This window comes from Dyella sp. 01N448 (assembly GCF_056399225.1).
Map to the genome: position 1 here is coordinate 201,725 of NZ_JBFTQX010000006.1, position 12,591 is coordinate 214,315.

The 12,591-nt window shown below is 61.9% G+C and carries 10 protein-coding genes and 1 tRNA gene; all 11 read right to left on the bottom strand.

The features are described 5' to 3' along the window. Window positions 1-265: 265 nt before the first annotated feature. Entirely contained in the window at window positions 266-4,855 is a 4,590-nt protein-coding gene (locus tag AC1DKY_RS12895; RefSeq protein ID WP_441604001.1) for an RHS repeat-associated core domain-containing protein, read from the bottom strand. Between the two features lie 372 nt (window positions 4,856-5,227). Then, window positions 5,228-5,313 (bottom strand) — tRNA-Leu (locus tag AC1DKY_RS12900). A 25-nt stretch (window positions 5,314-5,338) separates the two neighbouring features. Next, window positions 5,339-5,917 (bottom strand): cysteine dioxygenase family protein, encoded by a 579-nt coding sequence (locus AC1DKY_RS12905; protein WP_121881108.1) that lies wholly within the window; start codon window positions 5,915-5,917, stop codon window positions 5,339-5,341. A 67-nt stretch (window positions 5,918-5,984) separates the two neighbouring features. After that, window positions 5,985-7,088, bottom strand: a complete 1,104-nt coding sequence (metX, locus tag AC1DKY_RS12910; protein WP_441604002.1) for a homoserine O-acetyltransferase MetX — start codon at window positions 7,086-7,088, stop codon at window positions 5,985-5,987. Further along, entirely contained in the window at window positions 7,085-8,134 is a 1,050-nt protein-coding gene (locus AC1DKY_RS12915; RefSeq protein ID WP_441604003.1) for a tetratricopeptide repeat protein, read from the bottom strand. The genes metX and AC1DKY_RS12915 overlap by 4 nt, the downstream gene beginning before the upstream one ends. Then, the gene (locus AC1DKY_RS12920) at window positions 8,131-8,559 is read right to left on the bottom strand and encodes a cytochrome c-type biogenesis protein (RefSeq protein ID WP_477179988.1); all 429 of its coding nucleotides are present in this window, start codon (window positions 8,557-8,559) and stop codon (window positions 8,131-8,133) included. Before AC1DKY_RS12920 ends, AC1DKY_RS12915 begins: the two co-directional genes overlap by 4 nt. A gap of 92 nt (window positions 8,560-8,651) precedes the next feature. Further along, window positions 8,652-9,194, bottom strand: a complete 543-nt coding sequence (locus AC1DKY_RS12925) for a DsbE family thiol:disulfide interchange protein (protein WP_441604005.1) — start codon at window positions 9,192-9,194, stop codon at window positions 8,652-8,654. Beyond that, complete coding sequence (locus tag AC1DKY_RS12930) at window positions 9,191-11,164, bottom strand: heme lyase CcmF/NrfE family subunit (RefSeq protein WP_441604006.1); 1,974 nt, start codon at window positions 11,162-11,164, stop codon at window positions 9,191-9,193. Before AC1DKY_RS12930 ends, AC1DKY_RS12925 begins: the two co-directional genes overlap by 4 nt. Next, the gene (gene ccmE, locus AC1DKY_RS12935) at window positions 11,161-11,628 is read right to left on the bottom strand and encodes a cytochrome c maturation protein CcmE (protein WP_441604007.1); all 468 of its coding nucleotides are present in this window, start codon (window positions 11,626-11,628) and stop codon (window positions 11,161-11,163) included. Before ccmE ends, AC1DKY_RS12930 begins: the two co-directional genes overlap by 4 nt. A gap of 21 nt (window positions 11,629-11,649) precedes the next feature. After that, on the bottom strand, window positions 11,650-11,835 hold the full coding sequence (ccmD, locus tag AC1DKY_RS12940) for a heme exporter protein CcmD (RefSeq protein ID WP_441604008.1): 186 nt from the start codon (window positions 11,833-11,835) through the stop codon (window positions 11,650-11,652). Then, window positions 11,832-12,590, bottom strand: coding sequence for a heme ABC transporter permease (locus AC1DKY_RS12945; RefSeq protein WP_441604009.1), 759 nt, complete (start codon window positions 12,588-12,590; stop codon window positions 11,832-11,834). The genes ccmD and AC1DKY_RS12945 overlap by 4 nt, the downstream gene beginning before the upstream one ends. Window position 12,591: the final 1 nt, after the last annotated feature.

Here is a 12,591-nt window from a genome sequence, read left to right on the forward strand (position 1 = left end):
GTACTCTGACCCCAGTTTTGTTTCTTCGTTCTTGGGTTTTCCTAAAGCGCGAGAAGGTTCCGCGCCGTCGGTGAATCCATCAGCAAATCCTCACCGAGGCGCTGAGCAAGCCTAACCACATCATCAGTCCATCCGGGAGCATCACCCTTGGGAAGTTCTAGCTCGGTATAAAGAACTTTCTCTCCATCTGGCATGACGCGAAAAAGGCGCACGCATCGTTTATCTGGATCAATAGTTACTAGGTGGTCGTGAGCTGAGTTCATCGTTAGTTATTCCAAGTATTCAATGGGGGAATTGGCGCACCTCTCAAGCAAGCTGCGTAACGCTCCGATGCTGACGCATGACACGCTGCTCCAGCGGCTGCACCTCGCCTGCGCGATATGCCATTGCACGTCTGCGTATCGGTTGCATAGAGCGCATTGCATTTACTCTCATCGCCGCGTGGGCACTGCCCCGGAGGTGGATTCGGTTCATCCGCACATGAATCTGCCGTACTACGCGGAATGATGCACCCGGCAATTACGCATGCTGCACCAGAGAACGGGTTTGAGCCACAGAAGGTGGCGACCGCCGACATAACTCCAACGGGGCTCGGCACACGCGGCCCTGTAATCGGATCGGTGATTGGCACCGGACGTACACCGGGACTCATTGGCCCAGGCGAAGCAACTGGAACCGCAAACCCACCTTGTTGCGCAGTGGTTGCTTGTTGACCATCGGGATCGAAGTACAGCAACGGGTTGTTCAACCCGTAGACGTACAGTCCCATACCGCCATTGATGCCCGACGGATCAGGCTGCGGAAACTGTCCCGTCGTCGATTCGTAGTAGCGCGCGCCGTTGTAATTGAGGCCCGTCTCCACATCGAAGTACTGGCCGGGGAACCGCAGATTGTAGGAGTAGCCACTCGCACTTGAGGGCTGCTGCTCACCAAAGGCATTCCCTTGGTAGGCGAGCTGCCAGACAGAAGCCCCTGTTGCGTCCGCGACCGCTCTGGGCGTACTGAGTCCGTCAGCATGCACGTAGTTCACCGTGCTGACACCGCTGGTCGTGTCCACCACGGCGACAGGCAGATCACCGAGCCAAATATAGTCACGCGCGGTGCTACCGTACTCGCCAACTAGCTGACTGGCTTCGTCGTACGCAAAACGCTGGCTGCTAGCGGCAGGGAACGTCACCACCTTCGCCGTACGCTGCCCCAGCGCGTTGTACGTATACGTTCCCACCGTGCTGCCATCTCGCTGCACGACTGTCATGCGGTTACGACCGTTGTAGCCGTAACCAAACGTGCTGCCGCCGATCGCGCTGCCCGTGGTATTGCCATCGGCGTCATAAGCGCGCGAGGCGTTGCCGATGCTGGCCAGGTGATGTGTTCCGGTCTGATAGGTGTAGACGCCTGTTGCAAGGCCGCTGGCAGTCTTGCTCAAACGGTCGCCGGACTTTCTGTACGTATAGGCCTCTTCGACATTGCCGCTGCCATCGGTCAAGTCGGTGAGGCGATACAGCGGGTCGTAGTTGTAGGTCTCCAGGGGCGGATTGACGCCCGCGGCATTGCCGAGCGCCGTAATGTTGCCCATCGCGTCGCGGGCGAAATGCAGGTTCAGCGCCGGGCTTACGACGTCGGTGAGGGCGTAGTTGGCGTCGTAGGTGCGGGTGATGGTTTGGCCATTGCCCAGCGTGTAGCTGGCGATGGGGCCGAAGGGCAGGTAGCTGATGGCGGTGACTACGTTGCCGGCGCCCGCGCCGCTGGTGCCTGGGGGCAGGGTGGTGACGCCGCTGATACGGCCGGCTGCGTCGCGGCTGTACTGGATGGACGTGCCGGCGGGCGTCACCGTGCTGGCGAGGCGGTCGGCCAACGTGTAGCCGTAGCTGGTGACGTCGGTGACGGTGCCCTGCGTCTGGCTCTTGCGCGTGACGTTGCCGTGCGCGTCGTAGCAGTACACGGTGGTGACAGCTGTCTCGATGATGCGGGTGAGGCGACCGATCGGGTACGAGGCCGGGCAACCTGTGACGCTGTTGGGCTCGTCGTAACCATAGGCCACGTTGAGCGTGCCATCGGCATAGGTGGTGGCGGTGCGACGGTTGAGCGCGTCGTAGGTGCTGTTGCTTACCACGCCCTTGGCGTCCGTGCGCTGAGTGACGTTGCCCGCGGCATCGTAGACGTACGTGGTACCGCCCGTATCGGGGCTCTGCACGCCGGTCGCGTTGCCCAGGCCGTCGTAGCTGTAGGTGGTGTTGAGCCCGTCCGGATCGCCCACGCCTTCCAGGCGATCATTGGCGTCGTAGGCAAACACGCTTTGTGTGTTCTGCGTGGCGGTATCCGTGCCGTTGTAGTTGTCGATGGTGCTGACCAGGCGGTTCAGCCCGTCATAACCCTGTTTGCGCTGGACGCCCAGCGCATCGGCGGTGTGCACCAGGTTGCCGTTGGGGTCGTAGCTGTCGCTATAGGTGGCGTTGAACACGGCGTGGCTCAGGCCGTCCGTCACCTTGGTGAGCTGGCCCAGCGTGTTGTACGTGCGCGACAACATGCGACGTACCGTCCCACTGGGATCGAACGTCTGCTCCTGCGTCTTGTTGCCCGCTGCATCCAGCGTGTAGTGGATGCGATCGCCCAGGGCATCGGTGATGTCGGTGAGGCGATGGGCGGCGTCGTAGGTGTAGCTCACCTTGACTCCATCAGCATCGGTGATCGACGCTACTGAACCATAGGGCGTGTAGCCGATCGTGGTAAGCGCGTCGCTAGAGGAGGGCGTGCCATTAGTAGTGGCGCGAATTGTGCGCGTCAGCAGCCAGCCGCGCGGACTGTAGGTGAGGTCGGTGATGACGCCGTTGGCATCTGATTGGCGAATGATGCGCCCGTTCTTGTCGTAAGCCGCAAGTGTGGTGACTTGGCCCAGCGCGTTGGTTACCTGATACAGGTCACCGGCGCGATGGCAAGCGGCGCCAGGCGTGCCGCAGCCAGATTCGTCAGTGGCCAGGTAGTAGTTGTAGTTGGTGATGTCGGAGACATCGGTGCGCGGACCATCGACGGAGAGCGGCAGGCCGACGAGCGGACATTGCGTGGTGTCGACGGTGGCACAGTAGGTGTAGCGCCATTGGCGCACACCGGAAGGCGCATTGGCGCTGCTGCCGCAGGTGTAACTGGTAGCTCCGGCGATGGAAGGATCAGCCGTGCAACGGGCGGTGGCTTGACCCGCGTTGTTGTAGACCCATGCGTCGTAGGCGACGGTGTTGCCGTTGTTGTCAAGGACGCTGCGATTGAGTGGGACGCGGAGCGTCGCGTCCCAAGTGAAGTTAGTCGTACGCTGCGTATTCTGTCCTACGGCCTCGATCTGCTGAGACAACAATCCTGAGGAGCTGTAGGTGGTATTGGAGACGCCGTTGTTGAAGTCTGTTGTTGCCGCCGGATAGCCGTTAACGTCGAGAGTTTGGCTGCGGTAATTTTGGCCGCAGTTCTTTCCACAGAGCCCGCTGACTGTGTCCAAATGAGCTGTGCCCTGAGGGGCGCTGAAGTTGGTAACAATCGACTGACCAAGTGGATACGTCACAGTGGTCACGCCGGCGTTCCCGTAGTGCACTGACAATTGCTCTGCGCCTCCGGCGCGTGAGCTCGATATGGCCCGGCCGTCAGCCTGGTAGCTGTAGGTCGCAAAGCGAGCGTTCGCTTCGTCTACTATCCCTGTAAGCTTTCCGCCGCTTGATCCGGCGGCGCTATAAGCCGACTCATCGTAGACATATTGCCGCACGGACTGATCGGGAAACGTGATGTTGGAGATCAAGTTATTGGCGTTATAGCCGTAGTGAATGATCCCGCCATCGGGCTGCGTTGCAGAGGTAATGCGAAAATGGTTGTCATAGCCAAACGTCAGCGAACGGCCATTCGCATCGGTAGCCTTCCACAGCAAAGCAGGAGGCAAAGCGGTGCCGCTATCCGAAGTCTGGGATCCGTCCGTGTAGGTGAGACTCACCAGGATACGACTCTCGTCGCTTATCGTACGAAGAACGCCTGCGGCCGAGTACGCCTCATAGCGACGCACGTCTGCGTCAAAGTAGAGCCAAGATGCGACAGTTCCATTGCTGTTATCCGTTTCGATGAGAGATGCGGGGACATCTTTGTCGCTGACCCAAACGCCATTTGACTTTGAAAACGACAGTTCTTGCCCATCGGGGCGCGTCACCGTGACTTGGTTCGGCGAAGGGATTGTGCCGTTCGTCGAAGTGTTGCTGATGGTGATGCTTCTATCGAAGGTATTTAGCCAAGCGATTCCCATATGCGACGACCGTACTGATTGGTCGCTGTTGTAGTACCTCACGAAACTGAGATCACCTCTGGCGAAGTCCTCTTCAGCCTGATATTCACTGCCGGTAGCGATGTTGATCGGGTCGCCCGCGAAGTTTGGACCGTTTTTGTTGTTGCAAGGGCAACCCAAACTTTTGGGGTGAGAAAAGAAGTCGCAAGTTGCGCCTCCTGGTAGATTCGGATCGCCACACCAATAGGTTTTGAAGTAGTACAGCGACAGTACGTTCAGAGTTATGTAACCGGCGACCTCTTGTGGGTTGGGCACAAAGAACCAAGTTGTCTGGACAGTGAAGGCGTTTTCCCAATTGCCGGCGGAGACTTCGTAGCAGGCTTGTCCAGTGACGATGTAGCCTGCGTCTGGATGAGGAGCAGGGAAGTTAAAATATGCAATGGCCCAGGGTTTGTCGCCTTCGCAGGCTGCGGTGGCTGCTGCGCGGCTAGGATAGGTGGCTGTCGGATAGGGGGGGGAACCTTGAGCCGATGCTTCGATGTCTTTACTAGCCAGCCATACACAGCACAAGATCATCATTAGCATGGCGATGCGAAAGAGCTTCATGCATTTCCCCTGTAAGACTTCCAATCTGTCTTCGCTCGCGTTCTTTTGAACGCAGTCATTAGGGTTCTATCAAATTAAGTCGGATGCCCACCAGCTTGCTTGCGTGAGCAAGTTCACATTTTGCGCCGCAATAGTCCTTAGGGATGATGGTGACATACACCTTAGATCCGGATTGCTCACGGCAAATGAACGGGGATGAGAATCCAGTAGGTCCCGCGAGGCCAGGTTGGTCACTCAGCGTGGTGCTGGCAAAACGGGGTCAGAGCGGACTTATGCCGTGATCGACAGATGTCCGAGAGGAAGTGGCCCGAGTAAACGCCGTAAAACAAAAAAAGGCCCGACATAGTCGGGCCTTTTCTTTGAAATCAAATCTGGTACCGGTGATAGGACTCGAACCTACACGACATCGCTGCCAGTGGATTTTGAGTCCACCGCGTCTACCATTCCGCCACACCGGCATTGCAGCGACGCATTATGCCGGGTTCAGTGGACCGGGTCGAGCCCCAGTTGGCGGTCGGAGCGCTGGTACTGGTTGTGGCCCAGGGGCTGGAACACGGCGCAGTGGGTCATGGCGCCCGAATAGATGTGCAGGCTCACGGCGACGGCGTCGTCGCTGGGGTTGCGGATGGTGTGGTACTCGTGGGGCGGGATCAGGCTGCCGGCGGAGCCGGGGCCGGCCTGGATGGAGCCCACGGGCTGGAAGCAGTAGTTGCCGTCTTCGTCGGCGAGGCGCTCGTACTGGACCACTTCCAGCGCGCCGCTCCAGACGCCTTCCACGCACCACATGCCGCAGTGGTCGTGGATCGGGGTGCCCTGGCCGGGCCCCCAGGTCATGGCGACCACGCAATAGCCGTGATCCTCGCTGCGGTAGAGCTCGCGGCGGGCGTAACGGCCCTCGGCGGTCTCGAAGACGCACTCGGGCAGCGTCACCTGCTGGCTGCGGATGAGGCTGCACAGGCTGTTGCGCAGGCTGTCGGTGACGGCGCGCGTGGTGTCCTGAGACACGGCCGCGTCGATGGCGTCGATGAGCTTGCGGGAGCCGGGGAAGTCCAGGGTAAGCATGGTGTTCTCGAGGTTCGTGCTACGCGGCCATCTTAGCAGCGCCGGCGGGGCGCCGCAGGCGGCTCGTTCAGAGTCCGCCGAGGAAGCCGCCTATGGCACGGCTGTAGTTGGGGATGTCAACCAGGAATGCATCATGTCCCTGCGGCGAATTGAGCGCCACGAATTCCACCGCGGCGCCGGCCGCGCGCAGGCCATCGGCGATCTGCTCCTGCTGTTCCAGCGGGAACAGGATGTCGGTGCTCACGCCGATCACCATGGCCTTTTCCACGCTGATGCGCTTGAGGCCTTCCATCACGTTGCCGTTGCCGTACTCGGCCATGTCGAACCAGTCGCTGGCGCGCGAGAGGTAGAGATAGCTGTTCGGATCGAAGGTGTGCACGAAGCGTTGAGCGTGGCCTTCGAGGTAGGACTCCACCTCGAATTCGAGACCGAACGGATTGTCGTCGCGCTGCTCGGGATCGAGCCGGATGCGTGCAAAGCGGCCGTTCCATTCCATCGCGGAGCGGTAGGTGATCACGCCGAGTTTGCGCGCGATGCTCATGCCGTCGACGGGATAGTCGTCATCGGCATAGCGACCGTTGTTCCAGTGTGGATCGAGCCGGATGGCTTCGCGCTGCAGCGAGCGGATGGCGATGGCGAACGGCTGCGCCTGCGGGGCGGTGTCCACGCTGATGTGCGCACGCACGCTGCCCGGGTGCAGCACCATGTACGCCAGCGCGCTCATGCCGCCCATCGAGCAGCCGATCAGACAGGCAAGCTGTTCGATGCCGAGGCTTTGCACGGCGACGTGCGCGGCGTTGGCCACGTCTTCCAGCGACAGCTCGGGAAAGTCCAGGCGATAGGCTTCGCCCGTGGCGGGATTGATCGATCGGGCGCAGGTGGAACCCTTGTCGCTGCCCAGCGAGTTCACGCAGATGACGAACCAGCGTGAGCTATCGATCGCCTTGCCCGGGCCGATCATCGCTTCCCACCAGCCGTCGGACGGATCTTCCGCGTTGGATGCGGCGTGCGCGCTGGGCGAGAGGCCGGTGAGGATGAGCACGGCGTTGTCGCGCGCGCTGTTCAACTCGCCCCAGGTTTCGTACGCCACGCGGGCCTCGCGCAATACTCCGCCTCGTTTCATCGCAAAGGGCGAGGGCAGGGCGCAGTAGCAGCGGGCGTCATGTGTCATTCGTGAACCTTGTCGATGCTGATCTTGATCGGCGACTGCGTGCTTACCGCGACCACGCCGGCATCGCCTTCCAGGTCGCCCGGCTGGGCGATGGCCTGGCCGCTCTTGCTGATGCGGGCGCCCACGAACACGCGCGGCACCGAGGATAGTTTGAGTTGCGGCGTCATGCCCATCGCATCGTTCAAGGTGACGGTGGCGGGCAGGGCGTTGGCGTCCAGCCTGGCCACCGCCAGCGGCATTGGCGGACCGTGCTCGGCGCGCGCGTAGACGAACAGCGTATCGCCCGCTGCAAGCTTGCTCTTGAGTGCCGGCGACAACGCCACTTGCACTTGCAGCGAGGGCTGCGCAGCGGCTGCGGCTGGCGTTTCCGCCGCGGTCTTGCCCGGGCTGTTGACGCGCGCATCGGCGACGGCGATCTGCTCGGCCACGGCCTTGGCCACGCTGGAATCCGGGTCCAGTTGCGGCTGCAGCTGGCGCCAGGTGGCTGCAGCTTCTGCGTACTTGTCGTGCTGGAACTGGCTGATGCCGAGCAGCCACAGGCCACGCTGGCTTTGCGGGTCGATCTTCACCGCGCGTTCGAGCAGTTCCTGAGCGCGGCCTTCGATGCGGTGATCCTCGCGCAGCAGCGAATCGGCTTCGGCCCAGCCGACCATCGCGACGCTGTTGTCGGGATCGATGCGCAGGGCTTCGTCGTACGCATGGCGCGCATCGGAGGCGCGGTGCATCACGCTATAGGTCTGGCCCAACAGCATCCAGCCCTGCAGGTCGTCGGGTTTCTGCACGAGGTGTGCGTTCAATTCGTCGACCGCCTGGTCGATGCTCATGCCAGCGTCGGACTTGGGCACTCCATCGAGCACGACGGGCGTGCCTACGGCGAGGTAGAGGCCGATGGCAGCCACGGGCAGACAGAAGGCCACGATCATGGAGAGTGCGAAGAGGCCACGTGGGCGGCCGAGTCGTCGTCCGTGACGGACCAGTGGCAGCAACACCAGCAACAGCGCCGCAACGATCATCGCCGCGGCGATCAGATAAAAAGCCAGCCTCACCAGTCGTCCCCTTCATCGGTCGGCTTGTCGTTGGCGACGGCGAGCGCAGCGCGACCGCGCCGGCGCACTGTCACCACCACCACGGCCGCACCGGCCAGCAAGATCACCAACGGTCCAAACCACAGCAGCAGCGTGCTGGTTTTCACCGGTGGGTCATACAACACGAAATCGGAATAGCGATCGACCAGGTATTGTTTGATCTCCTCGTCGCTCTTGCCCTGTTGCATCAGGTTGAAGACCTCGTGCCGCAGGTCGCGTGCGAGGTCGGCGTTGGAGTCGGCGAGGTTTTCGTTCTGGCAGACCAGGCAACGCAGTTCGCGCGTGAGGCTTTGGAAGCGCACTTCCTGGGCGTGGTCTTTGAAGGGCAGGGGGTCGATCGCCTGGGCAAAGGCGACCGTCGCCATGAAGAACAACAGCAACAGCAGAACCTGTGGGAGCGCACCCTGTGCGCGACGCCAGGCTGGCCGCTTCGTAGGATAGTCAAGCACAGGGTGCGCTCCCACAAAAAGGCGGCGGATCATGGCTGTTCCTTGGACAACGCCGCAATGGCCGGCTTCAATTCCTTCGCAATCACCTCAGGCGTCAAGGGTCCAATCCGCTTGTAGCGAATCACGCCCTTGCCATCGACCAGAAAGCTTTCCGGTGCGCCATACACGCCAAAATCGATCGCGGTGCGACCTTCGCGATCGACGATGATCATGTCGTACGGGTTGCCGTGCTTGGCCAGCCAATCCTTGGCATCGTCCGGCGCGTCTTTGTAGTTATAGCCGACCACCGGCACGCCGATGGTCTTGCCTTCGGTCATCAGCACGGGGTGTTCCTCGCCACATGCGATGCACCAGCTGGCGAATACGTTGATCAGGTAGGGCTTGCCAAGCATGGCGTCGCGGCTGACGGTCTGCGCGGGATCGTCCAGCTTGGGCAGCACGAACGCCGGCGCCGGTTTGTTGATCAGCGGCGACGGCACTTCGCGCTGGTCGTGCTGGGTATTCCACCAGATGCCGAAGCCAAACAAGGCCACCAGCAGCAGGAAGCCGAAGAAGGGAATCAAGCGGCTCATGCGCGCGACTCCTGCAGCGCGGTGGCGGGAATCGCTGCAGTTTCGGCCACACGCTTGGTGCGGAAGCGACGATCGGCAGCTGCGAAGAAGCCGCCCAGCATCATCAACAGGCCACCCGCCCAGATCCAGCGCACGAACGGCTTGTCGTAAAGGCGAAGTGCCCACGCGCCTTCCGGCTGCTTGGCATCCATCGGCTCGCCGAGCGCCACATACAGATCACGGAACAGGCCGGGGTTGATTGCCGATTCCGTCTGCACCTGGCCGCGCAGGTAGGTGCGCTTCTGCGGGTGCATCACGGCGACGGTGCTGCCGCCGCGCGTCACGGTGACCGTGCCTTGATCACCTTGCCAGTTCGGGCCTTGCGTGTGCTGCACGCCGTCGAAGCGGAATTCGTAGCCGCCGATGCTTTCGGTCTGCCCCGGCGCCACGCGCACGTCACGCTCTACGCTCAGCGCGTTGGTGAGCAATACGCCGGCAAGGAACACGCCCGCGCCGAAATGGGCGAGCAGCATGCCGGCCATCTCGGCAGGATAACGTCGGCCGGCGGGCATCTCGCGCCAACGCTTGAACACGTAAAGCAGGGTGCCGAAGCAGCACCACACTGCCGCCGCAGTGCCGGCGATCGCCTTGCTCTCGCCGCTGGTGACAAATGCCGCGACGATGGCGCAGGCGATGGCCGCAAGACCTGCACGCCACATCACCTTCTTCAGTACCGGCACATCGCTCTTACCCCAGCGCAGGTACGGGCCGAACGGCAGCAGCAGCACCACAGGCAGCATCAGCAGGGTAAACAGGAAACCGAAATACGGCGGGCCCACCGAAATCTTGCCGAGATTCAGCGCATCGCCGAGCAAGGGGAACAACGTGCCCAGCAGCACCATGGCCGCGGCAACGGTAAACATCAGGTTGCCGATGAGGATGGCTGTTTCGCGCGACACCACGGCAAACGGCTTGCCGCCCGCCACTTTCGGTGCGCGTATCGCATAGAGCAGCAGCGAACCGCCCACCACAATGGCGAGGAAGCAGAGGATGAACAGGCCACGACGCGGATCCGAAGCAAACGCGTGCACCGAGGTGAGTACGCCCGAACGCACCAGGAAGGTACCCAGCAACGAAAGCGAGAACGCAAAGATGGAAAGCAGGATGGTCCACGCGCGCAGACCGCCGCGCTTCTCCGTCACCGCCTGCGCATGAATCAGCGCGGCGCCGACCAGCCACGGCATGAAGCTCGCGTTTTCCACCGGATCCCAGAACCACCAGCCGCCCCAGCCAAGCTCGGCATACGCCCACCAGCTGCCCGCGACGATGCCGGCGGTGAGAAAGCCCCACGCCACGTTCGTCCACGGACGCGCCCAGCGCACCCAGGCCTGTTCCAGTTCGCCACCAAGCAGCGCGGCGATGGAGAAGGCGAACGCGACGGAGAATCCGACGTAGCCCATATAGAGCACCGGCGGATGGAAGGTCATGCCTGGATCCTGCAGCACCGGATTGAGATCGCCGCCATCGGGCGGCATCGGCAACAGGCGCGCAAACGGATTGGACGTGAAGATGATGAAAGCGAGGAAGCCGACCGCCACCAGACCCAGCACGCCGAGCACGCGCGCCACGAACACTTCGGGTAGGTTGCGGCTAAGCACCGCGAGCGCGAGCGTCCACAGGTTGAGGATGAAGATCCACAGCAGCAGCGAACCTTCGTGCGCACCCCACACGGCGGCGACGCGGTAGTACCACGGCAAGGCGAGGTTGGAGTTGTCGGCGACGTACTGCACCGAAAAGTCGAACGACAGGAACGACCACACCAGCAGTCCGAACGCGAGCGACACGAACACGGCCTGTCCAGCTGCGGCCGGGCGTGCCACCGACATGAATGCGCGGCTGCCGCTCCAGGCGCCGATCAGCGGCAGAACACCCTGCGCGAGCGCGAGCAGCAGCGCGAGGATCAGCGCGAGTTGGCCAAGTTCGGGCGTCATTGCGGTTTGTCCTGTCCGGCTTCCTCGTTCACTTTCTTGCCTACATGGGCTTTGGCCATGGCGTCCTTCAGCTCTTTGGGCATATAGGTTTCGTCATGCTTGGCCAGCACTTCGGTGGCGATGAAGCGGGCGTTGTCCATGTGGCCGGTGGCGATCACGGATTGGTTGTCGCGAAACAGGTCGGGCAGGATGCCGGTGTATTCCACTGGCATCGAGCCGCTTGCATCGACCACGGTGAAGGTGACCTTCAGCGATTCCTTGCTGCGCTGGATCGACCCGGATTTGACCATGCCGCCAAGGCGGAAGGTCTTGTAGCTGGTGGCTTGTCCGGTCTGCACCTGGCTCGGCGTGAACAGGTAGTTCATGTTCTGCTGCAGGGCGAACACGATCAGCGCCACCGCCACCACGGCGGCGGCTATCACGAGTAGAACAATGGTAAGCCTGCGCTTGCGTGTGGGGTTCATGCTCATTCGCGTAGGTGCGTCTTAGGGCGCTGAAGGGTTGCGTTGCTGGCGTGCCGCCTGGCGCGCCATGCGGCCGCGCAGCTCGCGCAGGTTGCGGCGGCGGCGCAGCCACGGATTGATGTAGTCGGCGATCAGCACGATGAAGAACACCGCGTAGGCAGGCCATACGTACATGGCGTAGCCGCCCATGGCGAAGAACGCGCTCATGCCTGTCCCTCGCGTTGTGCGATCTGCTTCACCCAGTCCTTGCCGCTCTCCATCGACAGCAGGTCGGTACGCACGCGACCGAACAGGCTGGCGACGTAATAGAACTTGGTGGCGGCCATCATGGTGAGCAGCGGCCACAGCATGGCGGTGCTGATCTTGGACGGACCGAGAATGCGAATCGTGGAACCCTGGTGCAGCGTGTTCCACCAGTTCACCGAGAAATGCACGATCGGCACATTGATGATGCCGATGATGGCGAGGAAAGCTGCGGCGCGCGCGCCCTGGCGACGATCTTCGAAGGAGTGATACAGGCCGATCACACCCAGATAAAGAAACAGCAGCACGAGCTCGGAGGTGAGGCGTGCATCCCAGGTCCACCAGGTGCCCCACATGGGCTTGCCCCACAGCGAACCGGTGACCAGCGTGATGAAAGTGAAGGCTGCGCCGATCGGCGCCGATTCCATCGCCACCACTTCGGCCAGCTTGATGCGCCATACCAGCGAAATAAACGAGGCCACCGCCATCAGTCCATAGATGAACAGGCTCATCCACGCGCAGGGCACATGGATGAAGATGATGCGGTAGGCGTCACCTTGCTGATAGTCGGCGGGCGCGAGCACCAGGCCGCCGTATAGCGCAACTGCACCCGTCAACAGGGCGAGGCCCAGGGCCCAGGGTCGCAGCGTGCCGGCAAACCGATAGAAGTTCGGTGGCGAGCTGAGCTTGTGTACCCACAAGGGTATCCAGTTGGCCATT